The organism is Tardiphaga sp. P9-11, assembly GCF_008329525.1.
Classification (GTDB): Bacteria; Pseudomonadota; Alphaproteobacteria; order Rhizobiales; family Xanthobacteraceae; genus Tardiphaga.
The window spans coordinates 11,162-35,763 of the sequence record NZ_NPKQ01000001.1 but is presented as its reverse complement, the minus strand read 5'-3'; the positions used below and the strand labels follow the sequence as shown (position 1 = coordinate 35,763).

The following is a 24,602-nucleotide window of genomic DNA, read 5'->3' as shown; positions in this document are numbered from 1 at the left end:
AGTGGATGACGCGCGTCTCAGCGGCCGCGGGGGGCGCTGAACAGCCGCATGATCAGCCAGATCGGCACGACGATCACGGCGCCGAGCAGGAAGTAGCGCCAGAGGCCATTGATGGCATCGAAGCCGAGGTCATAGACCCACTGGAACAGACGGCGGATGCTGGTGACGATGTTCCACGGATCGAAGCCGATGGCGGCGAGCACGACACCGACCAGGATCGACAGCAGGATCAGCCGGCCGAGCACCGCCAGCGGCGATCCACCCAGAAAGCGGGACAGGCCGTCATTGCTGGCCGGCAAGCCTTTGCTCTGGAAGTCCTGGCTCTCATTTGGCTGCATCGTGGTCTCCTGCGCGCAAATCGCGCGCCCATCATAGGTGGTCCCACGCAAATGGGGAACCGGCTTGCGCCGTCAAGACGTGGCAGGCTCGGCCGGCGTAATTGTGGTCTCAGACTTTAGCATGCGCTCCAGCGTTTCCAGTCGATCGGCTTCAGCCGGCGGTTTGTCCCAGCGCAGCCGGCTGATGCGCGGAAACCGCATCGCGACGCCCGATTTGTGCCGCGACGAACGTGCCAGGCCCTCGAAGGCGACTTCGAGCACGAGACCCTTGTCTGGTTCATGGGTAACGTGGCGCACCGGCCCGAACTTCTCCGTGGTATTGCGGCGGACGAAACGGTCGATCTGCAGCAACTCCTCGTCGGTGAAGCCGAAATAGGCCTTGCCGACCGGCACGAGCTGATCACCGTTCTCGCCTGCGGTCCAGACGCCGAAGGTGTAGTCCGAATAATAAGACGAGCGCTTGCCGTGGCCGCGCTGCGCATACATCAGCACGGCGTCGATCACGTGCGGATCGCGCTTCCATTTCCACCACTGGCCCTTGGGGCGCCCGGGCAGATAGGCAGAATCGCGCCGTTTTAGCATCACGCCTTCGACGGCGTCGGCATCCTCGCCGGCACCTGCGCCGGCGGGATCGGCACGGGCTGAGGTGAGAGCGTCCCACGTCGCGAACGGGATCTGAGCGGACAGGTCGATCCTGTCGTCATCAAGCTCTGCGATGAATGTTTCAAGCTTCGCACGCCGCTGCTCGAACGGCAGTTCGCGCAGGTCTGTTTCGCCATCGCTGAGCAGGTCGTAGGCGCGCAGATGAATCGGATAGTCCTTGATCAGCTTCGGCGTCACATTCTTTCGGTTCAGCCGTTGCTGCAGCACGTTGAACGACTGCACGCGGCCCTCGCGCAGTACCAGTAATTCGCCATCGATAGCGCCGGGCAATCGCAGCGATGGCGTGAGATCCGGGAAACTTCCGGTGACGTCTTCGCCTGTGCGCGAATAGAGCCGCGTGACGATCTTGTCGTCATCGCCTTTGCCGCTGACTGCCTGAATCCGGATGCCATCCCATTTCCATTCCGCGACGAAATCCGACGCATCGAGATTGGCGAAGTCGGACTCCTCGATGGCATGTGCCAGCATCACCGGGCGGAACGGCGCGGGATTGCGATTGACCGGCTTGTCAGCGCGGCCTTCGAGCCAGGCGAACAATTCGCCATAGGGCGGCGCGAGGCCGGGCCAGATCAGCTCGACGTCATGCGGATCCTTGTCGCCGAGCGCGGCAGCTGCGGTCTTGGCGAGGCGCGCAGATACGCCGATCCGCATGGCGCCGGTGACGAGCTTGAGCAGAGCCCAGCGCCCGGTCTCGTCCAGCTCATCGAGCCACCGCATCAGTTGCGCCGGCAGTTCTGCCTTAGCGAGCGTGCGCAGTGTGGTGACGACTTCTGTGAGTGTGGGTGGTGGTGGATTGTTGTGTGCGATCTCGGGCGATTTCGGCCACATCAGTGCCACCGTCTCCGAGAGATCGCCGACATAGTCGTAAGACAGCTCAAACAACACCGGATCGGTACGCGATGCGATCAGATCGCGGATCAATCCCGCTTTGGCATGCTTGAACGACAGCGCGCCAGTCAGCGCCGCCAGTGCATAGCCGCGATCCGGATCCGGCACTTCGCGGAAATAACCAGTGATCAGCCGCAGCTTGTTGTTGCGGCCGGGCTCATAGGCCAGGCGATCGAGCAGTTCAGCGAAACGGTTCATGCCTCGGCGCTTTCGCCGGGAGGGAGCGTTTCCTCTTCTTCCTCGTCGCCATAGCCGACCAGTGCCAGTGGCCGCGCGGTTAGGCCTTGTGTCTGGCACCAATGCACCAGCGCGTCTTCCTGGCCATGGGTGACCCAGATTTCGCCGGCGCCGGTCGCGCCGATGGTTGCGATCAGGCCGTCCCAGTCCGCGTGATCCGAAATCACCAGCGGCAGCTCGACACCGCGTTGCCGCGCGCGGGCGCGTACGCGCATCCAGCCGGATGCAAAGGCGGTGACTGGATCGGGAAAGCGCCGCGTCCACACATCCGACGTGGCCGATGGCGGCGCCAGCGTGATGGTGCCGGCGAGGTCGGCTTTCCTGACGCCCTTCACCGGACGCAACTCGCCGAGATCGATGCCGCGACTCTGATAGTAGTGCGTGATCTTCTCCATCGCACCGTGCAGATAGATCGGTGCGTCATAGCCGGCCTGACGGATCAGTTTGATCACGCGCTGCGCCTTTCCCAAGGAGTATGCGCCGACCAGATGCGCGCGCTCGGGAAACAGCGCCACGGAGGCCAGCAGCTTCTTCACTTCGTCGGCGGTATCGCCATGGCGGAATACCGGCAAACCAAATGTCGCTTCGGTGATGAACACGTCGCAGGGCACGACCTCGAACGGCGTGCAGGTCGGATCATGGGCATCCTTGTAATCGCCCGACGCGACGATGCAGATATCCTTGCAGGTCACCGCCATCTGCGCCGATCCCAGCACATGGCCGGCGGGATGGCAGGACACCGTGACGTCGCCGAGCTTGACCGTCTCGGCATAGGCAATGGTCTGCGTGCTGCAGGCGAAATTGTCGCCATAGCGCAGCCGCATCATGTCGAGGGTTTCCTGGGTGGCCAGCACGTGGCCGTGGCCCGGTCGCGCATGGTCGGAATGGCCATGGGTGATGACCGCGCGATCCACTGGTCGGACCGGGTCGATATGGAAGCCACCCGGCTTGCAATAAAGACCGGCGGGGACGGGCATCAGGATGTCTTGCGGACGCATCTCGACTATATAGGCGGGGTTGGGATCGGTTCGAGTCTGCCTGCGAACGCACCTCCGTCGTATCGGTTCCCATATGCCCAGCCGTGTCTTCAAGTCATCGGGCGATATGGTCGCCGACCGCCGCTTCGATTACGGCCGCGATCTGCAATTGCGCGGCGATCTGGCTGCGGCGGCAGACCTGTTCACGCAGGCGACCGAGCAGGCGCCAGGCTTTGTGTCCGCCTGGTTCGCGCTGGGTGATGTCAGTGAAAGGCGCGGCGATCGGGACGGCGCAATTGGTGCATTCAGGCGCGCAAAAGCCGCGGATTCTTGCGACTTTCATGGGGCAGGCTTGAGACTGATGCGGCTAAATGGCGACCCGCTTGCGGCAATGCCGCCGGGCTATGTCACAGCGCTCTACGATCAATACGCCCCGAAATTCGAGGCCTCACTGGTCGGCGATCTCGGCTATCGCGGTCCGGATCTGCTGTTCAAGGCGGTGCTGGCGACGTGCGTCGCTCAAGGCAGGCCGGCCTCCTTCCATTGCGCCATCGATCTCGGTTGCGGCACAGGTCTCGCCGCCCGCGCCTTCGCTGCATTGACCGACGAGATCATCGGCATCGATTTATCTCCGGGCATGATCCAGCAGGCGCGCGCGACGGGACTCTATCACGAGCTCGAAGTCGCAGACGCTGCAGCCGGACTGACGCATCGGCCGGACGTGAGTGTCGACCTGATTCTGGCCGCGGATATGATGATCTATCTGCACGATCTCGCACCGTTGATTGGCGAAGCAGGTCGCGTGCTGAAGCCGGGCGGAGTGTTCGCGTTCACGGCCGAGACCCATGATGGCGCGGGCGTCATTCTCGGCGCTGGCCTGCGCTACGCCCAGAGCGAGGCGCATTTTCGTGAATTGCTGTCCGATGCAGGCCTTGTGGTTGAGCATGTGGATCATGGCTCGATCCGCAACGAGCGCGAGATGCCGGTGCCAAGTCTGGTGATGGTCGCGTCTAGGCCGTGACGGCTGTACCGAGGCAAACAAAAAACCCGGCCGCAAGGCCGGGGTTTTCGATTGAGCGGATGTCGCTGTGATCAGTACTTGGCAACGACCGGGCTGTTGAAGTGATAGTTCAGCCCGGTGCGGAAGATGTGCTCGGTGACGCTGGTCGTGATGGTCGTGGTGTTGATCAGGCTCGAGGTCGAACCGAGATCGACATAGAGATATTCGGTCTTGCTGGTCCAGTTTGGTCCGAACAGGCCGAGCAACGTGAAAGGCGTCTCGATGCCGGCGCCTGCGGTCCAGCCGCTCAGCGTGGTCGATGCATTGAGCTGCATGACACCGCCTTCGCTGGCCTTGGTCTTGACGCCGCCATAGGCGTAGCCGCCGGTCGCATAGAACAGCGTTGAACCGACCGAGTAGCCGAGGCGGCCGCGAACGGTGCCGAACCACGGCAGTCTGGCATCGAACGGGACGTCGCCGAGGCCAATGGCCGTCTTGTTGTCGCGCTGGCTGGAGGCCTGGATGTCGGTTTCCAGACCGTAGACCCAGTTCGCCATCTGCCAGTTGTAACCAAGCTGCACGCCGCCATTGATGCCATCGGGGGCGAGGTTGAAGGCATCGTAGGAGGGGAAGTCGCCAAGGCCGTCACCGGCTTTGGAGACCGTGGTGCGGTCGCGTCCGATGCCGGAGCCGACATTGCCGCCGAGATACCAACCGGTCCAGTTCGCGGCAGGTGCCGGCACATAGGTGCTGTTGTTGCCGCCGATGCGATAGTTCAGGCCGACGCGAAACAGATTCTCGCGCACTTCCGTGGTGGTGGTTTGAGGAAAGGTGCCGAGGACCATCACCTGGTCGGTCTTGTTGCCGAGGTTGAGATAGAGGTACTCGATCTTGCCGGTCCAGTTGCCGCCGAGAGATGCCTCGACGCCGCTGCCGACGGTCCAGCCGCTCTGGACACGGCTCGTAGCCAGGGCAGGAAAGCCCAGGGAGGAGGTGGTGGTGGTGACGTTGCCGTAGGCATAGCCGCCGGTCACATAGCTGAGCACCGGACCCGTTGCCAGACCGACGCGGCCGCGCACCGTGCCGAACCAGTCGATTTTCTGGCTGTAGGTGTCCTGCGGCGTCAGCGGAAAGGCACCGTTGTTCAGTAACGGATAGCTGTCCTTCAACTCGCCGCCCTGGATGTCGGCCTCGAGGCCGTAGACCAGCGGGCCGAACATCGAACCGGTCTGCCAGTTGTATCCGATCTGGCCGCCACCGAATCCGCCAGCGGGCTGCAGATAGGTCGAGGTGGCTGAACCCGGAGTGATGGGGTCGTTGTTTTGCAGCCGATCCCGGCCGACGCCGTAGCCCGCGTTCACGCCCATGTAGAATCCGGTCCAGTCATGAACTGCTGTTACTGGCACCTTGTAGTAGGGGGCCTTCACGGCCATGTCGGCGGCTTGCGCACCGGCGGTCAGGGACAACAGCGCCGCGGTCGTGAGGCAGAGGCTTTTCATGAAGGGATCCAGTTCAGATTTCTGGTCGAACTATGAAGCGGTAACTAGATGCTGTCTGTAGCCGCGCGACCAGAAATTGCGGTACCTAGATATTGCCTCCCTCGTGGTTAATTTTCCCCAAACAGCGTTGTCCGATGACACAAACAAAAACCCCGGCCGCGAGGCCGGGGTTTTCGATTGAGCGAATGTCGCTGTGATCAGTACTTCGCAACGACCGGGCTGTTGAAGTGGTAGTTCAGGCCCGTGCGGAAGATGTGCTCGGTGACCTTGCTCTCGGTGACGACGCCGGGAACGATCGTGGTCGAGGCCGAGCCGAGATCGACATAGAGATATTCGGTCTTCGAGGTCCAGTTCGGTCCGAACAGGCCGAGCAGCTTGAACGGGGTCTCGATGCCAGCGCCAGCGGTCCAGCCGCTCTTGGTGGTCGAAGCGTTCGCAACTTCGACACCCAGTGCGTTGATCTTGGTCTTCACGCCGCCGTAAGCGTAACCGCCGGTGGCGTAGAACAGGGTCGAACCAACCGAGTAGCCGAGGCGGCCACGAACCGTGCCGAACCAGGGCAGCTTCTGATCGTAGTTGACGAGGCCGAGAGCGACCGCGGTCTTGTTGTCACGCTGGCTGGAAGCCTGGATGTCGGTTTCGATACCGTAGACCCAGTTCGATGCCTGCCAGTTGTAACCGATCTGGGCGCCGCCGTTGATGCCGTCCGGAGCGAGGCTGAACCGCTCGGGAGCAGGGGCGACGCCGGTGAGCGTGGTGCGATCGCGACCGGTGCCGGAGCCGATGTTGCCGCCGAGATACCAGCCGCTCCAGTTCGCCGCAGCGACCGGGGTGTAAACGCTGTTGCCGCCGATACGGTAGTTCAGACCGACGCGGAACAGGTTTTCACGCAGCTCGGTGTTGGTGAGCTGGGTGGGCGTGGCGAACGCGTCGGAGCGGTTGCCGAGGTTCAGGTAGAGATATTCGATCTTGCCGGTCCAGTTGCCGCCGAGCGCAGCTTCCACGCCGCTGCCGATGGTCCAGCCAGTCGCCATGCGGTTGTCCGAGAATGCCGTCACGCCGCCTTCGGTGATCGTGGACTTGACGTTGCCGTAAGCGAAACCACCGGTGAAGTAGCTGAGGACCGGACCGGTTGCGAGGCCGACGCGACCGCGAACGGTGCCGAACCAATCCGACTTCTGACCGTAGACGGTCTGCAGCGGGCCAACCACATTGGCGCCACCGCCGGTGAGGCCCGAACCCTGGATGTCAGCTTCGAGGCCGTAAACGATCGGCCCGAGCAGCGAGTCGCCCTGCCAGTTGTAGCCGATCTGGCCGCCACCGAAGCCGCCCTGCGGGGCGATATACAGCGAGTCGCCGGTGTAGCTGTGGGTGGTACGATCACGGCCGATGCCGACGCCGGCGTTCACGCCGATGTAGAAGCCGGTCCAGTTATAGACCGAGACAAGCGGTGCCTTATAATAAGGGGCCTTGACGGCCATGTCGGCGGCCTGCGCGCTGACGGCGGTGCCGATGATCGCGGCGCTGGCAAGAAGAATACGTTTCATGGTCGACCCCAGTTCAAATTTGAACCGGTAGAATAGGGGAGTCGGGTCGGGTTGGCTGTATCCGGGCGGCCACACTGTCCGACATTGCAACCGCAGGAGCGCCGGCCAAAAAAGCCGGTTAAATAAGCGTTTAGGTGCCGGTGCGCGGTTGCGTATTACGCCACGTTTCTGTGCGCTGACGCCTCGTCAATAGCCCCAACCCACGGAAAACACGCGGCAACCTGCCGGGGATTGCCAACCCTGCCGTGTCCGCAGAGGATGTGAGCAAGCCCGTACAGCCACGATCAACGCGGCGGCGGGTCATAAAAACACACCCGCACAAGCGGGTCTCAGGGAGAAAACACCAGATGCTTTCGCGCCACAGTTCCGTCTTCAGGACCGCAACCCTCGCTGCCGCGGTCTTCGTTTTGGCCCATCCGGCCTTTGCGGCGGACAAGAAATACGATCCCGGTGCCAGCGATACCGAGATCAAGCTCGGCCAGACCATCCCCTATAGCGGCGCCGGATCGCTTTACGGCGTGATTGGCCGCACCCAGGCCGCCTATTTCCAGATGCTGAACGAGAAGGGCGGCATCAACGGCCGCAAGATCAATTTCATGTCGCTGGACGATGCCTACAGTGCGCCGAAGGCCGTCGAGGCCACCCGCCGGCTCGCCGAGCAGGACGAGGTGCTGGCGCTGTTCGGCTCGCTGGGCACTGCGCCGCAGTCGGCGGTGCAGAAGTTCCTTAACAGCAAGAAGATCCCGCAGCTCCTGCTGAACACCGGCGCGTCGCGCTGGAACAACCCGAAGGAGTTCAAGTGGACCACGCCGGGCCTGCCGATCTATTCGACCGAGGGCCGCATCATCGCGCGCTACCTGATGCAGGCCAAGCCGAATGCCAAGGTCGCGATCCTTTATCAGAACGACGAGTTCGGGAAGGATTTCATGAATGCGTTCAAGGAGATTCTCGTCGAGGCCGGCGGCACGGCGAAGGTCGCAGCCGAGGCGTCCTATGACCTCACCGATCCGACCATCGATTCCCAGCTGATCAATCTCGCCAAATCGGGTGCGGATACATTCTTCAACATCTCCACCGGCAAGGCGACGTCGCAATCGATCCGCAAGGTTGCGGAGCTTGGCTGGAAGCCGCTGCATCTGCTGGTGTCGACCTCAAGCGGTCGCTCGATCATCAACGCCGCCGGCGCCGAGAACGCCAAGGGCATCGTTGCGATGACCTATACGAAGGAAGTCGGCAGCGAAAAGTGGAAGGACGATCCGGACGTGATTGCCTTCCAGGAGCTGCGCAAGAAGTATCTGCCCAATGTGGATCTCGATAACACCATCGCGTTTCAGGGCTATTCGCAGGGCGTGACCATGGCGGAAATCCTGCGCCGTTGCGGCGACGATCTCACCCGCGAGAACGTGCTCAAGCACGCCACTAATCTGGAAGGCTATCGCGCACCGGTGTTCCTTCCGGGGATCACCTATGGATTTACGCCGACCGACTACACCACCATCAAGGCGCTCTATGTCGGCACCTTCAACGGCACCGACTGGGATCTGTCGGATAAGCCGGTGAGTCAGTAAGCGCGTATTTTAAAGTAATGACCATCCTCGGTGATAGGCCGGGGATGGAGACGACCAATCGGACTCGCAAAGAGCCGGATCAAAAATCATCAGGGAGAGAACGCTATGAACAAGGGATTATTTGCGTCTGCGGCGCGGGTCGCCGTCGTCGTGTTGCCACTGACTGTGACGGCCGCTGTTGCCGCTGACAAGAAGTACGATCCGGGCGCCAGCGATACCGAGATCAAGATCGGGCAGACCATTCCACATAGCGGCCCCGGTTCGCTCTATGGCGTGCTCGGCCGCGTCGGCGAAGCCTATTTCCAGAGCTTGAACGAAAAAGGCGGCATCAACGGCCGCAAGATCAAGTTCCTGACGATGGACGATTCCTACAGCGCACCGAAGGCGGTCGAGGCGACGCGTCGCCTCGTTGAGCAGGATGAAGTGCTGGCACTCTATGGCTCGCTCGGCACAGCGCCGCAGACGGCCGTGCACAAATATCTCAATTCCAAGGGCGTGCCGCAGCTGCTGCTCAACACAGGCGCATCGAAGTGGAACGATCCGAAGAACAACAAATGGACCATGGCTGGCCTGCCACTGTATCCGACCGAGGCGCGTATTCTCGCCAAGTATGTCGTCAGCATGAATCCGAATGCGAAAGTCGGAATCCTCTATCAGAACGACGATTTCGGCCGGGATTTCCTCGGGCCGTTCAAGGATGAACTCGCGAAAGCCGGCGGCACCGCGAAGGTGATCGCCGAGGTGACCTACGATCTCACCGATCCCACGATCGATTCGCAGCTGATCAATCTCGCCAAATCCGGCGCCGATGTTTTCTATAACATCACCACCGGCAAGGCGACGTCGCAGTCAATCCGCAAGGTGGTCGAGCTCGGCTGGAAGCCGCTGCAGTTGTTATCTGCAGGCTCCACCGGCCGATCGATCCTGGAGGCGGCCGGGTTGGAGAATGCCAAGGGCATCGTCTCGATTGCCTATGGCAAGGACATAGGCTCGCCGCTTTATGCCAAGGATCCCGACATCGTGGCGTTCGAGGCTTTGCGCGCAAAATATCTGCCGACGGTCTCCGCGGATAATTCGATCGCCTTCTTCGGTTATGGCCAGGCCGTGTCGATGGCCGAGATCCTGCGTCGTTGTGGCGATGATCTCACCCATGCGAACGTGCTGAAACAGGCCATCGGCCTGAACGGATTCCGCGCTCCGCAAATGCTGCCGGGCGTGAGCTACAGCTATACTAATGAGGCCTATGTTCCGATGGCGACGCTGTATACCCAGCGGTTCGACGGCAAGGACTGGATCATCTCCGACAAGTCGGTGACGCAATAGCGTCTTCAGTCTCGCCGTCATTGCGAGCGCGGGAAAGCCGGTAAGCCAGCTTTCTTGACCTCGCAATGCCGACGATAAATGCCTAACTCTGTCGCGTGCCGCCTCGTAAACCCGTTGCCAAACCCGACCTGCTGCCCGATCACTTCCTGCGCTGGTTCGCCATGCGCGGCTGGTCGCCGCGCGAACATCAATTGGCGCTGCTGCAGAAGGCCAGGGACGATCGGTCGGCGCTGCTGATCGCGCCGACCGGCGCGGGCAAGACGCTGGCCGGCTTCCTGCCGACGCTGGCAGAACTGAGCGGTGCTCAGGGCGAGCAATCCGGTAGCAAAGTGATCTCTACCGGCCGTAGCGTCCAGCGTGGGCAAGGGCTGCACACGCTTTATATCTCTCCGCTGAAAGCTCTCGCCGTCGACATTGCGCGCAATCTGGAAACGCCGATCGCGGATATGCTGCTGCCGATCAAGATCGAGACCCGCACCGGCGACACGCCGGTGTCGCGCCGCGCGCGGCAGAGGCGCTATCCGCCGGACATCCTGTTGACCACGCCGGAACAGCTTGCGTTGCTACTGTCGTCCGACGATGCGCCATATCTGTTTTCGTCGCTCAAGCGTGTCGTGCTCGACGAGTTACATGCGCTGGTGACGTCGAAGCGCGGCGATCTGCTCTCGCTCGGGCTCGCCCGGCTGTGGAAACTCGCGCCGGACATGCGCGTTATCGGCCTGTCGGCAACCGTCGCCGAGCCTGAATCACTGGCGCGCTTCCTGGTGCCGCAGCCTGTTGGCGAGAGCGTCTCTGCCGATATCGTTGTCGCCGGCGGCGCGGCCGAGCCGGTGGTCGAAATGCTCGACACGAAGGAACGCCTGCCATGGGCCGGCCATTCCGCGCGCCATGCGCTCGGCGAGATCTACGATCTCATCAAGGCCAACAAGACCACGCTGGTCTTCGTCAATACCCGCAGTCAGGCCGAGATGCTGTTCCAGGATCTCTGGCGCATGAATGACGATGGCCTCGCCATCGCGCTCCATCATGGCTCCCTCGACGTCGCGCAGCGCCGCAAGGTCGAGGACGCGATGTCGGCTGGCAAGCTGCGCGGCGTGGTCTGTACGTCTTCGCTCGATCTCGGCGTCGACTGGGGCGATGTCGATCTTGTCGTCAATGTCGGCGCGCCCAAGGGCGCGTCGCGACTGATGCAACGGATCGGCCGCGCCAATCACCGCATCGACGAAGCCTCGCGCGCCGTGCTGGTTCCGGCCAATCGGTTTGAGGTGCTCGAATGTCGTGTCGCCATCGATGCCGTTGCCGAAAATGCACAGGACACACCGCCGTTGCGGACCGGCTCGCTCGATGTGCTAGCGCAGCACGTGCTCGGCTGTGCGTGCGGCGCTCCGTTTCGTGCCGACGATCTTTATGACGAAGTGCGCTCGGCGGCGCCCTATGCCGAGCTGTCGCGTGTCGACTTCGACGACACCGTGGAATTTGTGGCGTCCGGCGGCTATGCGCTGAAAATCTATGAACGTTTCGCCCGTATCAAGCAGGACGCCTCGGGCAAATGGCGCGTCACCAATCCCAAGGTGCGCCAGATGTATCGCATGAATGTCGGCACCATCGTCGAGGATACGATGCTGAAGGTGCGGCTGCTGCGCGGAGGCAGCGGAAAGAGCAAAAAGGGTGTCACTGGTGCGCTGGCGCGCGGGGGACGCATGCTCGGCCAGATCGAGGAATATTTCATTGAAGGTCTCGTTGTCGGCGACACATTCGTGTTTGGCGGGGAAGTCGTGTGCTACGAATCCCTGGTCGAGGATCAGGTCTATGTTTCGCGCGCCCATGACAAGGACGCGAAAGTGCCGTCTTATATGGGCGGCAAGTTTCCGCTCTCGACCTATCTCGCGGAACGCGTGCGCAAATTGCTGGATGATGAGCGCGCCTGGAAAGGCTTGCCCGATCAGGTGCGCGAATGGCTGTCGTTGCAGGCTCATGTCTCGCATGTGCCCGGCACGCGCGAACTGATGGTCGAAACCTTTCCGCGCGCCGATAAGCATTACCTCGTCTGCTATCCGTTCGAAGGCCGCCTCGCGCATCAGACACTGGGCATGCTGCTGACGCGCCGTCTTGAACGCGCTCGTGCGCGGCCGCTCGGCTTCGTCGCCAATGAATATGCACTGGCCATATGGGGCCTTGGCGACATGTCGCATATGATCAGGCAGGGCAGGCTCGATCTCGCGGCTCTGTTCGATCCCGACATGCTCGGCGACGATCTCGAAGCCTGGCTCGCGGAATCGGCGCTGATGAAGCGCACGTTCCGCACCTGCGCGGTGATCTCGGGGCTGATCCATACGCGTTTCACCGGCGAGGAGAAATCGCGCCGTCAGGTGCTGTTCTCCACGGACCTGATCTACGACGTGCTGCGCAAGCATCAGCCCGATCATGTGCTGCTGCGTGCCGCGCGTGCCGACGCGGCGACGGGATTGCTGGATATTCGGCGATTGAGCGACATGCTGACGCGTATTCAGGGCCGCATCATTCACCGGGAGCTCGACCGCGTCTCGCCGCTGGCGGTGCCGGTGATGTTGGAAATCGGCCGTGAAGCGGTATACGGCGAGGCATCGGACGAGCTCCTGGCGGAAGCCGCCGAGGAACTCGTGAAAGAGGCGGCGGGATTCGAAGAGACAGAATCGTAGGGGTTTTGCGAATCTCGCATTCGTCTTAAAAGAGCACCATGCAAGCTGAAATCGTCACCGCCGATATGAGCACCGTCAGCATCGCTGGCGTCACGCTAGCTGCGGACCTGTCGGGCGCCTTGTATTGGGAAGAGCAGAAGCTTCTCGTGGTGTCCGACCTGCATCTCGAAAAGGGATCGAGCTATGCCAATCGCGGCGTGCTGCTGCCGCCCTATGATACGATCGCAACGCTTGGTCGCCTCGGTGCGGTGATCGCGCGTCACGATCCGCGCACGGTGATTGCTCTCGGCGACAGTTTCCACGACCGTGACGCCCATGAGCGGTTGTCACCGGCCAATCGCGACCTGCTGGCTGCATTGCAGATGCGCCGTGACTGGATCTGGATCTCAGGCAATCACGATCCCGCATTGCCGCCGGAGCTTGGCGGCACCGTCGCGGAAGAAGTCGCCATCGGCCCGATCACCTTCCGTCATGAGCCGACTGGTGCTGCCGGCGAGATTGCCGGTCACTTGCATCCAAAAGCGCGCGTCAGCACGCGCGGTCGCGCCGTCGAACGTCGTTGCTTTGCGAGCGACGGTACGCGCGCGGTGATGCCGGCCTTCGGCGCCTATACCGGCGGGCTCAACATCCGCGATGCGGCATTCGCGCGAATCTTCCAGACCCTTGGTTTCGTCGCTCACGTGCTCGGCGACCGCCGCATGCACGCGATCGCTGCATCGCGCTGTTGCTAGAGCGACATTTCATACATCGTCATACTGCCTGGATCAGGCGAACCTGCGGGATTTCCAGGATGGCAGACTCCTTTGCGGGCTGTCTGTTGACGAGATGGTCAATGAGGTCCTCAGTCGTTGAGCCACGGGTCAGCATCAGGCAGGTCGCATTGTCGGCGCGCGTTGCGTGCCAAACGCCGGGTCGCATGCAGATTCCGACACCGGGAGACAAGCGATAAGCTCGGAGTGTCGACAGGTCAGGCGTCTGGTTTGCGTTACTCAAGCAAAGGACCTGAACGATCTCTTTTGTGAGAGGCACGACCGCCTGCTGGGTCAGGTGATGGACTTCGAGCTTTGAGACAAGCGGATTGTTGTCACGATACTCCACCCACAAGACCTCGGTGTTGCCTCCCGTGCCAGGGTCAAAGAAATGTTCGTGCCAGAAATCGCTCGCCGGGCTTCGAAAACCGACCGCGTCTTTTTTGAGCGGATCGGTTTTGCCGAGCACCCACCCGAAGGGCTCGAACGAAGCGGAACTCAGAGCCTCGACAGTCACAGCGTTGGATGTCGGCATGGAGGGCTCCCTGGGCGCGTGTCTGAAGCATGGCTTCCATGGCCTTGCAAACCGACGAGTATTTGAAGGAAAGAGCGGCCTTACGCCGCCTTCGCCTGCACCGTATCGCAGAACTCGGCGAGGTGGTCGGCAAGCCGCAGCGTTGCCGGGCTCGCGTCGGGAGCGGCCATCAGCGTCACTTCAGTCTGGTCGATCGGCGCGAAGCCTTCTTTCGCGGTCAGGATGCGATGGTCGGCCTGGATAGCCATGTCGGACAGAATACTGAGGCCAAGTCCGGCGGCGACCGCGGCCTGGATGCCGGCGAGGCCGGAGCTCGTATAGGCCATGTGCCAGCTGCGGCCTGCTGCCTCAATGGCATGGATCGCGCGGGTCCGGTAAAGGCAGCCGGCGGGAAAGCCGATCAACGGGACCGACCGGATGGCAGGGTCGATCGGATGCGCCTTGCTCGTGACCCAATGGATCCGCTCGGGCCATACCGCAATGCCACCTTTCTCACCGGCGGCGCGCTTGAACAGTGCCAGGTCGAGTTCGCCGCGTTCGAGATCGCGGCGCAAATACGTGCTCTGGTCGGCGCGCACGTCGAGCCGCAAGCCGGGCCGCGACCGCGAAAAATTCGCCAGCAATTCGGTCAGGCGATAGGCCGCGAAATCCTCGGGGATGCCGAGCCTGACAGCGCCTTCATTGGTCGGCCGGGCCAGCACGTCGCGGGCTTCCTCCGCCAGCGACAGCAGCCGTCGCGCATAGGACAACAGCCGTTCGCCGGCTTCGGTCGGCGTCACGTCCTTGCCGGTGCGGTTCAGCAGCGGCTGGCCGATATCCTCTTCCAGTCGCTTGATTTGCTGGCTGACGGTGGATTGGGTGCGGTGAACGCGCTCGCCGGCGCGGGTAAAGCCGCGGGCATCGACCACCGAAACGAAGCTGCGCAGGAGTTCGAGATCCAGCATAGGCTGTCCATTCGATTTTCAACTGACACCAAGTATATCATTTAATTTCCAAATGAGAAGGCAGGCGCTTAGACCAGCGGCAAAGGAGATTTCCGATGTCCATCGCGCCGTCAGTCGCGGTTCCCCGTGCCGCCTTCAATCCACTGCCGATCTATATCGGCATCTTCTGTCTGCTCTGGAGTTTCTCCTTCGTCGCAGGGAAGATCGCCGTCACCGATTGCCCGCCGCTCATTCTGCTCGCCGCGCGGTTCTCGATTGCGGGTGTTCTGATCCTTGGCATTTCTGCCCTGCGCCGGAATGCGTGGTCGCTGTCCTGGCGCGATGTCGCGGCCTACGCCGTCATCGGCCTCGCCAATAACGCGTTGTATCTCGGCCTCGGCTATACCGGCCTGCAAACCGTCTCCGCCGGTCTCGGCGGCCTGGTCGTCAGCGCAAACCCGGTATTTACGGCCGTGTTCGCAGCACTGTTGCTGAAGGAGCCGCTCACCGGACGCAAGGTCGCCGGGCTCTTGCTTGGCATCGCTGGCGTCACGTCGATCGTCTGGCACCGCATATCGGTGGGCACCGACAGCGCGCAGGGCATCGTATTCACGCTGGCATCGCTCGCATCCATCGTGACCGGGACGATCCTGTTCAAGCTGCTGGCACCGAAGGGCAGCTTGTGGCTCGGCAACGGCGTGCAGAATCTTGTGGCCGGCGTAGTGCTGATTCCGGTGGCGCTCACGTTTTCCGATATTGGCGCGATCGTGCCGAGTGCGCGATTGATCGGTTCGTTTGCATTCCTGACATTGGGCGGTTCTATCCTCGGTTATCTGCTGTGGTTTCATCTCCTGAAGACCTGCGGCGCCACCGCTGCCAGCGCCTATCACTTCCTGATGCCGCCTCTCGGAATGCTGTTCGCGTGGATGGTGCTCGGCGAGCATGTCGAAATTCGTGATCTTCTGGGGATCGTCCCGGTCGCCCTCGGTATCTATCTCGTCACCAGACCAGCCGCTTCACCAGCACCTCTGCGACAGGAGTAGTTCATGTCTCTCACCATCACTTTGATTGGCGGACCCACCGCGCTGATTGAATTCGGCGGCTTCCGGCTGCTCACCGATCCGACTTTCGATCATCCGGGCGCCTACAAGCTGCCGCATGTCACGCTGGAAAAACTCGTCGGTCCCGCGATCTCCGCTGCGCAAGTCGGCGCGGTCGACGCGGTGCTGCTCAGTCACGATCAGCACTCCGACAATCTTGATAATTCCGGGCGCGATTTCCTGCGTCACGCGCCGCGCGTGCTGACAACCATTGCGGGCGCCAAGCGCCTCGGTGGGGATGTCGAAGGTCTCGCGCCATGGGACAGCACCGAGCTCGCCGGCAAGGATGGTCGATCGCTGACGATCACCGCGACGCCCGCACGTCATGGCCCGGCCGGCATCGAGCCGCTGTCGGGCGATGTCATCGGATTCGTGCTGAGCTCGAACGCACCGGAGAGCAGGCCGATCTACATTACAGGCGACACCGTCTGGTTCGATGGCGTCGCCGAGGTCGCGCGGCGTTTTCCGGCCGGCGTGGTGCTGCCCTTCGCCGGCGCGGCGCAAACCCGCGGGCCATTTCACCTCACCATGGACACCAACGACACGATCGAGACGGCGCGCGCGTTTCCCGATGCGACGATTGTGCCGGTACACACCGATGGATGGGCGCATTTCAAACAGACCGCCGGCGATCTGCGCGCATCCTTCGACACGCTGGGCTTCGGTGCCCGTTTGCGTATCCTCGAACCAGGCGTGCGGACCTTGATCTAGCCCATTGCCAGTCCCTGATTCGGAACGTTAGCTGCCAGTGGTACGTTGCCGTGCCGTCAGAGCGCAGGTGGAAGATGTCGGACGAGTCAGCCACGAAGCCGGACGAACCGACGACGGAAGCCTCTGTTCCCAGGAGTTTCCTGAAAGCACTCGGCCCCGGTCTGATTACCGGGGCCTCGGACGACGATCCGTCGGGGATCGGCACTTACAGTCAGGCCGGCGCGCAACTGGGTTACGGCATTGGCTGGACCATGCTGCTGACTTTCCCGTTGATGGCGGCGATTCAGGAGATCTCGGGCCGCGTCGGTAGCGTCACAGGTCGCGGCATTGCCGGCAATGTCTGCCGACATTATTCGGCACCGCTGCTGCATCTTATCGTCTCGCTGCTGTTCATCGCCAATACCATCAACATCGCGGCTGATCTCGGCGCGATGGCCGACGCCACCAAGCTGCTGATCGGCGGCCCCGGCATTGTCTATGTCGTGTTGTTCGGCGTGCTCTCGGTCGGTGCGCAGATCTTCTTCGACTACAGACGCTATGTCTCGGTGCTGAAGTGGCTGACTCTGTGCTTGTTTTCGTATGTCGCCGCGCTCGCCGTCGTGAAGGTGGATTGGAGCGCGGCCCTTATGGGCATCCTGGTGCCGCGCTTCACCTGGAGTGGGGACTATCTCACCACTGTGGTCGCCATTTTCGGCACGACCATCTCACCCTACCTGTTCTTCTGGCAAGCCTCGCAGGAGGCCGAGGACGAGCGCATCGATCCCGACAAGTCCCCGCTGATCGAAAAGCCGCTCGGCGCCGCCATGGAGTTCTGGCGCATCCGCGCCGATACCGTGGTCGGAATGGCGTTCTCCAACCTGATCGCATTGTCGATCATCATCACCGCGGCAGCGACACTGAATGCCACCGGCAAGACCGACATCGAAACCTCGGCGCAAGCGGCAGAGGCATTGCGCCCCATTGCTGGCGCATTTGCGGAATGGATCTTCGCGCTGGGTATCGTTGGTACCGGCCTGCTGGCGGTTCCCGTGCTGGCAGGTTCGACCGCCTATGCGGTCGGCGAAGGCCAGCGCTGGCTGGTCGGCCTTGATCGCAAGCCGCGCGAGGCGGTGGCGTTCTACTCCGTGCTGGCGCTCTCCGCGGCGATCGGCATCGCGCTGAACTTCACCTCGATCAACCCTATTTCGGCGCTGTACTGGAGCGCCGTCATCAACGGCGTGTTGGCCGTGCCGGTGATGATACTCCTGATGGTGATGTCACGGCGGAAGGATGTGATGGGTGACTTTGTCATCAAGGGGCCGCTGTACTGGCTCGGCTGGTTGTCCACGGCGGCGATGCTGATCAGTGTCGTAGCTATGGGCGTGGGTGTGTTCTTGTAGGATGGTTTTCGCTCCGCTCTACCGCATCCTGCGGTCTGCGAGCTTTCAATCCCGCCTGAACACGATCGAGGCCGCCCAGCCCGACATCAGCGCCATCGCTGCGGTCAGCAGCCCGTAGATGAAGCCGTGATTGCGCGCGGCATTGGCGACGAACTGCTCGAAGCCGACCTTGACGATATCGAATGCGGTCTCCGCTTTCGAGATCAGCGCACCGTCCGCGAACAGCTTGATCTCGACATCGTAGGTTCCGATGGGGACTTCGGCGGGCAGCGGAATGCTGGTTCGGAACAGCGTCGGTGTCAGGAATGTCACCGCGGAGGTCTCCTCGCGATACAGTCCATGTTCCTTGCGCAGTCGCACAAAGGCGCTCCGGAACGGGTCGGTGGCCACAACGTCGGCATAGTCGGTGCCGACGCGCTGGGTCAGCAGGACGTTATTGATTCCGAGCTGCTGGCGGCGCTGCACGTCGGCCGGTGCAATGGCGTCGATCGGCCGGTTGGAAAACACGGAGAGATAGGACGGCACCTGCAGGAATTGGCGCGAATCGGTGTTGATCCAGATGCCGAAGCGACGCTCCTTGCGCCGGGTCATAAGATCGGCGCGCGGCCCATTGACGGTGACGACGAGATTGTAGTTGTTGCGGGCGGGCGGTGTCTTGTCGTCTTTCTCGACCGCGCCGAACAACACCAGTTCCTCGCCGGCATAATTCGGCGTCACGGTCACGCGATGGTTCGACACTGAGACGATCAGTTGCTCGGCGCGGGCCGGGGCGACTGCTCCGAGGCCAAGTGCAACGATGATCAGGAGTGCGCGCGTCATGGGGCGGCGCCTCCGGTCTCGCGGATCGTGAACAGATCTTCGGGACGTATCACCAGTTCCACGGCGAAGCGTACGCCGACCGCCAGGATCAGCAGACCCAGCAGCAATCGCAGATGTTCGCCGCGGATCTTCTGTCCGGCGCGGGCACCGAATTGTGCGCCGGTGACGCCGCCGACCATCAGGATGAGGGCCAGCACCGCGTCGACCAGATGGTTGGTGACGGCATGCAGCAATGTTGCGATCACCATGGTGACCAGGGTCAGCACCATGGATGTACCGATCACAGTCGAGGTCGGAATGCGCAGCCAGTAGATCAGGATCGGGATCAGGATGAAGCTGCCGCCGATGCCCATCACGGCACCGATGAATCCGATCAGCAGACCTACGGCGATCACCGGGATCACCGAGAGATAGATCTTGGAGCGCTTGAACCGCATCTTCAGTGGCAGACCGTGAACCCAGCTATGGCTGCCGGAGCGTCGCAAGCTCACGGGATCGCCGCGCCGCATGCGCAGCAGCGCGCGCAGGCCCTCCCAGAACATCAACCCGCCGACGGCGGTGAGCAGGATCACGTAAGATAGCGATATGGTGAGGTCGAGCTGGCCGAGATTGCGTAGCAGCGTGAAGACCCAGACGCCGAGCGCGGTGCCTACCACGCCGCCGGTCAGGAGGACGGTCGCAAGGGCGGGATCGATGGCGCGGCGTCGCCAGTAGGACAGCGCGCCGGAGAAAGACGAGGCGGCGATGTGGCTCGCCACTGACGCGACTGACACCGCGGGGGCGATGCCCACAAAGATCAGCAGCGGCGTCATCAAGAAGCCGCCGCCGATTCCGAACATGCCGGAGACGAAGCCCACTGCAGCGCCCATCGCCAGGATGAGCAACACATTGACCGGAATGTCGGCGATCGGGAGATACAGTTGCACGCGCGTTCGCTTCGGAATTCTGGCCCTGAGTTGGGCCGAAACCGCTCATGGCGTGGTTCTGGAGGCGGCGCGGATTGCGAGCCGCGTCCCCGTCTTAGACGATATCGTCCGTTGATGGGATTAAAGAATCCGGTAAAGACGCGGTTTTCCGCCTCTACCGATGATGCACCTTTCAAGGTGGTAAATTTTGTGGGGCCAGGCGCTGGCCGACGACATCACGACTTCCTGGCAGGATCGGTGACGAGGTTCATGGCGGCGGCCTCGCCGGTGCCGAGCCAGCGGATTTTCTCGGTGGCTGACATGGCCTCGACGACCGACGAGGCCACGCCCATCTTGGTCATGTAGCTCAATACATAGCCCATGGTGCGCTGCGCGGACGCGACAGGATCTGCCCCCGGCTTGGGCGACACGAAGCGGTGCACGCCCAGCCGCGAGCCCTCGACGCCGATGCGGGCCTTGCCGCCGGCATAGATCATCACGCAGGCGCTGGCGCAGTAGGATGGTTCGATGCGGCCCGCCGAATCCATCGTGCCCACGGCGGTGTTCAGCCCGCGCGCACGGATGATCTCGCCCATGATGATGGCCTGGCCGACATTGCCGCCGGGAGACGACAGCAACACGGTATCGCCGGGGCCGAGCTTGGCGTGATCGAGCTTTTCGCGAAACCAGCTCGCCGTAGCCGGGCCGATCTCGCCCGTCATCGCCAGAGCCGGACGGCCACGGCCTGAATTGTCCGGGTCGAGACTTACGACCTCGGACGATGCCATGCTCGGCGAGAGATAGAGGTCTTTCCAGTAGGCCCAGGCTTCCGGTTTGGAGAGTTCCTGATAGGCCTGCGCGCCGATGCCGCCAAAAATCACGATGGCGAATGCGACCGATGGCCAATTGAACCATTTGCTACGCGGAGGCTCCGGCGGTAGCTGCGGCGGAGGAGGCGATGGGGTAGACGGTTCGGCGGGGCGTGCAGCCCAGGGGTTAACCGTAGGGATTCCCGATGGGCGTTCTGCGCGCCCTTGTGAGTCGTCATTCCGAAAAGACAAACCGATTTCCTCGCATTTCAGTCCGGCCCGACGCGCGCTTCACCGCATCGAGTCTGATGAAGGTTTGTTGAGGAAATAAGACCGCCGGTTCGATCCGGCGGTCAAAAATCTGGTCTAGCGCGCAGCCCGCTTGCCGATGGAAGCCTTCGCCCCGGCCTGTGCCGGCGATGCATCCCAGCCACCGGCGGGAGCTGCAACATTAATCGCGTCTTCCGGCTGGCCTTCCGGCGTAAAGGTCTGGACCGCCAGCTTGGCGGCGGCCAGCGACTGCGGATCGAGGCGCTTGGCGATATCGTCGCGCTTGCGGCCAGCATCGACGTCGCCCTGTGCGGCAGCGAGGCTGAACCACTTGAAGCTCTCGGCGAGGTTCTGTTCGACGCCGATGCCGCGGGCATAGAGGATGCCGAGGTTGAACTGGCTGTCGGCGACGCCGCGATCGGCCGCCTTGCGGAACCAGTATGACGCGCTCTTGTAATTGGCGCCCTTGGTGCCGCCATCGGCGTCGAGGACGGCGAGATTGTGCATCGCCTTGGCGTTACCGCGGTCGGCGGCCAGGACATAGTAGCGACGGGCGACGTCGAGATCCTTCTTCGCGCCAAGGCCCTTCTCGAACAGCGTGCCGAGACGGAACATTGCCGGCACGACGTTGGCTTGCGCCGCGCGGTCATACCACTTGGCGGCTTCGTCGTAGTTCTGCGCCACGCCCTTGCCCTCGGCATAGCGGACGCCGATTTCGAACGCGGCCGAGGCGTCGCCCTTGAGCGCCGCGTTGCGCAGTACGGTGCTGCCAATGGTCTCGGGCAGGCGCTCGCCGGCGGGGATCGAGGCTGTGGTGATCTTCTGGCCACTGGATGGCAGCACCGGCCCGGCGGCGCTGGCCTGCGGCACGGCAATGCTGCCGGTCACATCGGGCGACACATATGGCACGGGTGCGGCCTGCGGTACTGGCTGTGGTGCGGGTTCGACGGCGGTGGGCGGCGCGATCAGCGACTGCTTGCCGATCGGGGTCGGCGAGGTCATGGATGGAGCAGCCGGCGCGGCAGGCTTGCTCTGGATTTCGGCTGGTTCAGGCATATTGAGCTGCAATGGCGGTGCAGAGTGAATGTTCTCGGCCACTGGCGCTGGCGAACCGCTGTCCAGCAGCGTCATCGCCATCTTGAACGAGCCGAGCACGATCACGACCACGCTGGCGCCGACCAGCAGCGAGCGGATCTTCGAACCGATCGTGGTGGACGACTTCTCGCCATCGGCGCGGTGGGGGGCGAGTTTGGCCGCCTTCGGGCCTTTGGACTTGTCGTTGCCGGTTGCTGCAGCCGCCTGCGCGGCGCGACGTGCGGCTGCGATGAAGCTCGACGCAGTCGCCTGTTCAGGCGCATCGACGGCGATTTCACTGATGGCTTCTTCCGACGCGGCGATGCGTTCGGATGGCGATGCGCCACGGCCCTGCGGACGCGTGCCGGGTTCAAGCGGATGATCCGGCGGCAGTGCCGGATCGACCGTCGGGCGCGGCGAGGGACGCTCTGCGGCGGGCGCGGGCGGTGTGGCAGGTTTTGCCGCCGGCGGCGGATCGAGAATGTCGCTGATCGCCTTCGGCACCGGGAAGATGGCTGCCGGTTCGTGCGAGATTGCGGTCGCTGCAAAGTCGCGCGGCGCGGCATCGAAATGAACCTGCGATGGGCGCACCTCAACCTCCGACGGCGCAGCCTGTGGCTTCACCGGATTCGGCATTTGCGGGCGCGGCGGGGCCGGTGCTGAGACCGCGGGCGCAGTCGCTACGGGGCGCGGGGTCGGAGCCGGTGTGGCGACCGGAGCTGATTGCTTCGGCGGTGCAGCGCTGACTGTGCGCAGATCGCCTTCGATCCTGGCGAGGCGATCGACCACATGGCCGAGCGTAGAGTGCACGACTTCGAGCGAGTCCTGCGTGTGGCGATCGGTTTCCGACTGGCTGAAGCGCATGTCGGAGAGTTCGCGCTTGATCGTATCGACCAGGCCGGGATCGACCGATGGCGCCTTGCTGCGGGGATTGTCCAGCGCGGCGAACATCGACTGCTGGCGTTCGAGGTGGCGCAGGATGTCCTGCAGCCCGTCCTCGACGCGGCCGAGATTGTTGCCGCGGGTATCGGTGATGTTTTCCATCCGCTCGAGCAGATAGGAAACGCGCTGTTCGAGATGCGCGAAGGCCGACGACGAGTCATTGCCCACCGGCATATGGTCGAGACGCTCGGACAGCGCCTGCAATGCCGTTTCCAGATGATCGGAGCTGGCCATGACGGCCGGGCGCTCGCGATTCTCCAGCGCTGCCGTCAGCGTCATGATGCGCGCCTCGAGCGCGGCAAAGGAATCGCTGTTGTCGGCGCGGGCGAGCTGATCGACCTTCGACGACAGCGTCTGCAGATCGTCGCTGAGACGGCCGAGGGCTTCGTTAGAGGCGACGTTGGACACGATGGCGCGCAGCGCGGCGATCGCGCCCTGCAACTGCTCCATGGTGCCGGGATCGTTGCTCGAGCGCACGATCATGTCGATCTTGCCACCGAGATTACGGATCGCCTCGTCGAAGCCGGCGAGCTGTTCGGCCGGCGTCAGCGTGGTCAGTGTCTTGTGGATGTCGGCCAGTGCACGTTCGAGATTGGCCAGCACATCGCCATCGATGCCGCTGCGGCGGTTATCGTCGATGCGGCGGCCGAGTTCGCGGATTTCATTCTCGATTGATTCAATCGCGCGGCGCGGCATCGCTTCGGTGATGACGTTGCGGATCTCGGCTAGTTCGCCGCGGAAGGCCGCGATCGACTGCTCGATATTGTTGTCGGGGCGCTGCAGCGCATCGATCTTGGTCGTGATCTGAAACAACTGCCGCTCCAGGCCGGACATATCCGGCATGAAGCTCTGCGGCGGCGCGGCAGGCTGCGCATAAGGCGGCTGCGCGAAGGACGGCGCAATGGGTGGTGCGCTGCGAGGGGCCATGCGCGGCGTGCCGTCGAGTTCGTCCTGACGGGCGGCGATCTCGGCGATCGCGAAATCCAGCGAGAACGGATCGATCGGCGGCGAGGCGCTATAAACCTGATTGGCGGCGCGCTCGACCATATCGATGCGCGGCTGCTGCGGCGGCATGTGAGGCTGGCGATATGCGGGCTCGCTGATCTGCGACAAACGTGCATCAAGCCGAGAGATCGCGTCATTGAGTTGGCGCGCGACGCCGGGCTCGCTGCTGCGCTGTGCAGGCTTCGAGAACAGTTCGATCTGCCGGGCAATGGCGTCGAGCCGCTCGTGGATCTCGACGACATCGGCCGCGTCACGCTGCGGCAGCGCTGCGCGCGGGGTAAGAGGGCGTTCCTGGTCGCGAGGGCGTGCGTTGGGCGAGTTGTAGCGCGGAGGAGCTTCGCCGATGGTCGAGTTCAGCCAGTCTCCGAGCGACATGCCGGCACGGCGCGCCGCAGCTTCGGCCCGCTCGCGAACCGATGGCTCAATCCCGTCAACACTCCACGATACGCGCGAATTCATGCTTTGGTCCGGTTCCGAGCTTGACGCCCACCAGCGCCTGCAGCCTCCCCCGCGCGTCCCATCGTGAAGACAATCGTAACGGGCGCGGGTCGTCTGCCTCTGATCCGGACTTTTCAGGGTTAGGGTAAATAACGGGTTAAGGATCGGGCTCGACCAGCCTTAAAAGTTAACCCGGCGATACACTTGCGTCGGTTTGCAGGTAGG

At 62.8% G+C, this 24,602-nt stretch carries 19 protein-coding genes; 8 read left to right on the top strand and 11 right to left on the bottom strand.

Translation table 11 applies throughout. From position 1 onward, the window contains the following. Positions 1–17: 17 nt before the first annotated feature. The 3 genes from CIW50_RS00145 to CIW50_RS00135 all read right to left on the bottom strand — a co-directional run bounded on the left by CIW50_RS00145 (position 18) and on the right by CIW50_RS00135 (position 3,124). Positions 18–338, bottom strand: a complete 321-nt coding sequence (locus tag CIW50_RS00145; protein WP_116664735.1) for a DUF6460 domain-containing protein — start codon at positions 336–338, stop codon at positions 18–20. A gap of 72 nt (positions 339–410) precedes the next feature. Further along, a complete protein-coding gene (locus CIW50_RS00140) occupies positions 411–2,087 on the bottom strand; it encodes a cisplatin damage response ATP-dependent DNA ligase (RefSeq protein WP_149529294.1) in 1,677 nt (558 codons plus the stop codon). Then, positions 2,084–3,124, bottom strand: a complete 1,041-nt coding sequence (locus CIW50_RS00135; protein ID WP_149529293.1) for a ligase-associated DNA damage response exonuclease — start codon at positions 3,122–3,124, stop codon at positions 2,084–2,086. Before CIW50_RS00135 ends, CIW50_RS00140 begins: the two co-directional genes overlap by 4 nt. A 73-nt stretch (positions 3,125–3,197) precedes the next feature. On the opposite strand from CIW50_RS00135, the gene CIW50_RS00130 reads away from it, so the two are divergent. Next, positions 3,198–4,124 carry a class I SAM-dependent DNA methyltransferase gene (locus CIW50_RS00130; RefSeq protein ID WP_149529292.1) on the top strand — a complete coding sequence of 309 codons (927 nt, stop codon included), beginning with the start codon at positions 3,198–3,200 and terminating at the stop codon, positions 4,122–4,124. 71 nt (positions 4,125–4,195) lie between these two features. Here CIW50_RS00130 and CIW50_RS00125 read toward each other — a convergent pair whose 3' ends face one another. Beyond that, positions 4,196–5,602 carry an outer membrane protein gene (locus CIW50_RS00125; RefSeq protein ID WP_149529291.1) on the bottom strand — a complete coding sequence of 469 codons (1,407 nt, stop codon included), beginning with the start codon at positions 5,600–5,602 and terminating at the stop codon, positions 4,196–4,198. A 197-nt stretch (positions 5,603–5,799) separates the two neighbouring features. Further along, complete coding sequence (locus CIW50_RS00120) at positions 5,800–7,149, bottom strand: outer membrane protein (protein WP_149529290.1); 1,350 nt, start codon at positions 7,147–7,149, stop codon at positions 5,800–5,802. Positions 7,150–7,496: 347 nt separating this feature from the next. Between CIW50_RS00120 and CIW50_RS00115 the strand changes: the two genes are divergently transcribed. From CIW50_RS00115 to pdeM, 4 genes are all read left to right on the top strand, one after another. Then, positions 7,497–8,717, top strand: a complete 1,221-nt coding sequence (locus tag CIW50_RS00115; RefSeq protein ID WP_149529289.1) for an ABC transporter substrate-binding protein — start codon at positions 7,497–7,499, stop codon at positions 8,715–8,717. Between the two features lie 105 nt (positions 8,718–8,822). Beyond that, on the top strand, positions 8,823–10,040 hold the full coding sequence (locus CIW50_RS00110; protein ID WP_149529288.1) for an ABC transporter substrate-binding protein: 1,218 nt from the start codon (positions 8,823–8,825) through the stop codon (positions 10,038–10,040). A 95-nt stretch (positions 10,041–10,135) separates the two neighbouring features. After that, positions 10,136–12,718, top strand: a complete 2,583-nt coding sequence (locus tag CIW50_RS00105) for a ligase-associated DNA damage response DEXH box helicase (RefSeq protein WP_149529287.1) — start codon at positions 10,136–10,138, stop codon at positions 12,716–12,718. 38 nt (positions 12,719–12,756) lie between these two features. Next, positions 12,757–13,449: a ligase-associated DNA damage response endonuclease PdeM gene (pdeM, locus tag CIW50_RS00100; RefSeq protein WP_149529286.1), complete on the top strand. Its 693-nt coding sequence runs from the start codon at positions 12,757–12,759 to the stop codon at positions 13,447–13,449. Between the two features lie 19 nt (positions 13,450–13,468). On the opposite strand, the gene CIW50_RS00095 is transcribed toward pdeM, so the two are convergent. Both CIW50_RS00095 and CIW50_RS00090 read right to left on the bottom strand, forming a co-directional pair. Next, the gene (locus tag CIW50_RS00095) at positions 13,469–14,002 is read right to left on the bottom strand and encodes an ureidoglycolate lyase (RefSeq protein ID WP_149529285.1); all 534 of its coding nucleotides are present in this window, start codon (positions 14,000–14,002) and stop codon (positions 13,469–13,471) included. A gap of 80 nt (positions 14,003–14,082) precedes the next feature. Then, complete coding sequence (locus CIW50_RS00090; protein ID WP_149529284.1) at positions 14,083–14,946, bottom strand: LysR substrate-binding domain-containing protein; 864 nt, start codon at positions 14,944–14,946, stop codon at positions 14,083–14,085. 95 nt (positions 14,947–15,041) lie between these two features. Here CIW50_RS00090 and CIW50_RS00085 point away from each other — a divergent pair, with 95 nt between their 5' ends. From CIW50_RS00085 to CIW50_RS00075, 3 genes are all read left to right on the top strand, one after another. Further along, a complete protein-coding gene (locus CIW50_RS00085; protein ID WP_149529283.1) occupies positions 15,042–15,968 on the top strand; it encodes a DMT family transporter in 927 nt (308 codons plus the stop codon). Between the two features lie 3 nt (positions 15,969–15,971). Beyond that, the gene (locus tag CIW50_RS00080) at positions 15,972–16,736 is read left to right on the top strand and encodes an MBL fold metallo-hydrolase (RefSeq protein WP_149529282.1); all 765 of its coding nucleotides are present in this window, start codon (positions 15,972–15,974) and stop codon (positions 16,734–16,736) included. A 74-nt stretch (positions 16,737–16,810) separates the two neighbouring features. After that, positions 16,811–18,115: an NRAMP family divalent metal transporter gene (locus CIW50_RS00075; protein WP_149529281.1), complete on the top strand. Its 1,305-nt coding sequence runs from the start codon at positions 16,811–16,813 to the stop codon at positions 18,113–18,115. Between the two features lie 45 nt (positions 18,116–18,160). On the opposite strand, the gene CIW50_RS00070 is transcribed toward CIW50_RS00075, so the two are convergent. From CIW50_RS00070 to CIW50_RS00055, 4 genes are all read right to left on the bottom strand, one after another. Beyond that, a complete protein-coding gene (locus tag CIW50_RS00070) occupies positions 18,161–18,934 on the bottom strand; it encodes a TIGR02186 family protein (RefSeq protein ID WP_149529280.1) in 774 nt (257 codons plus the stop codon). Then, the gene (locus tag CIW50_RS00065; protein WP_149529279.1) at positions 18,931–19,860 is read right to left on the bottom strand and encodes a sulfite exporter TauE/SafE family protein; all 930 of its coding nucleotides are present in this window, start codon (positions 19,858–19,860) and stop codon (positions 18,931–18,933) included. The genes CIW50_RS00070 and CIW50_RS00065 overlap by 4 nt, the downstream gene beginning before the upstream one ends. 215 nt (positions 19,861–20,075) lie before the next feature. Further along, positions 20,076–20,720 carry a COG3904 family protein gene (locus CIW50_RS00060; RefSeq protein ID WP_246664087.1) on the bottom strand — a complete coding sequence of 215 codons (645 nt, stop codon included), beginning with the start codon at positions 20,718–20,720 and terminating at the stop codon, positions 20,076–20,078. 294 nt (positions 20,721–21,014) lie between these two features. After that, positions 21,015–24,398, bottom strand: coding sequence for a tetratricopeptide repeat protein (locus CIW50_RS00055; RefSeq protein ID WP_149529278.1), 3,384 nt, complete (start codon positions 24,396–24,398; stop codon positions 21,015–21,017). Between the last annotated feature and the right edge of the window lie 204 nt (positions 24,399–24,602).

Bases quoted from the DNA above. Each gene is read 5' to 3' on its own strand.
- CIW50_RS00070 (WP_149529280.1), bottom strand. From the start codon at position 18,934: ATGACGCGCGCACTCCTGATCATCGTTGCACTTGGCCTCGGAGCAGTC.
- CIW50_RS00140 (WP_149529294.1), bottom strand. From the start codon at position 2,087: ATGAACCGTTTCGCTGAACTGCTCGATCGCCTGGCCTATGAGCCCGGC.
- CIW50_RS00125 (WP_149529291.1), bottom strand. From the start codon at position 5,602: ATGAAAAGCCTCTGCCTCACGACCGCGGCGCTGTTGTCCCTGACCGCC.
- CIW50_RS00085 (WP_149529283.1), top strand. From the start codon at position 15,042: ATGTCCATCGCGCCGTCAGTCGCGGTTCCCCGTGCCGCCTTCAATCCA.
- CIW50_RS00135 (WP_149529293.1), bottom strand. From the start codon at position 3,124: ATGCGTCCGCAAGACATCCTGATGCCCGTCCCCGCCGGTCTTTATTGC.
- pdeM (WP_149529286.1), top strand. From the start codon at position 12,757: ATGCAAGCTGAAATCGTCACCGCCGATATGAGCACCGTCAGCATCGCT.
- CIW50_RS00090 (WP_149529284.1), bottom strand. From the start codon at position 14,946: ATGCTGGATCTCGAACTCCTGCGCAGCTTCGTTTCGGTGGTCGATGCC.
- CIW50_RS00115 (WP_149529289.1), top strand. From the start codon at position 7,497: ATGCTTTCGCGCCACAGTTCCGTCTTCAGGACCGCAACCCTCGCTGCC.
- CIW50_RS00130 (WP_149529292.1), top strand. From the start codon at position 3,198: ATGCCCAGCCGTGTCTTCAAGTCATCGGGCGATATGGTCGCCGACCGC.
- CIW50_RS00145 (WP_116664735.1), bottom strand. From the start codon at position 338: ATGCAGCCAAATGAGAGCCAGGACTTCCAGAGCAAAGGCTTGCCGGCC.
- CIW50_RS00080 (WP_149529282.1), top strand. From the start codon at position 15,972: ATGTCTCTCACCATCACTTTGATTGGCGGACCCACCGCGCTGATTGAA.
- CIW50_RS00110 (WP_149529288.1), top strand. From the start codon at position 8,823: ATGAACAAGGGATTATTTGCGTCTGCGGCGCGGGTCGCCGTCGTCGTG.
- CIW50_RS00120 (WP_149529290.1), bottom strand. From the start codon at position 7,149: ATGAAACGTATTCTTCTTGCCAGCGCCGCGATCATCGGCACCGCCGTC.
- CIW50_RS00055 (WP_149529278.1), bottom strand. From the start codon at position 24,398: ATGAATTCGCGCGTATCGTGGAGTGTTGACGGGATTGAGCCATCGGTT.
- CIW50_RS00095 (WP_149529285.1), bottom strand. From the start codon at position 14,002: ATGCCGACATCCAACGCTGTGACTGTCGAGGCTCTGAGTTCCGCTTCG.
- CIW50_RS00075 (WP_149529281.1), top strand. From the start codon at position 16,811: ATGTCGGACGAGTCAGCCACGAAGCCGGACGAACCGACGACGGAAGCC.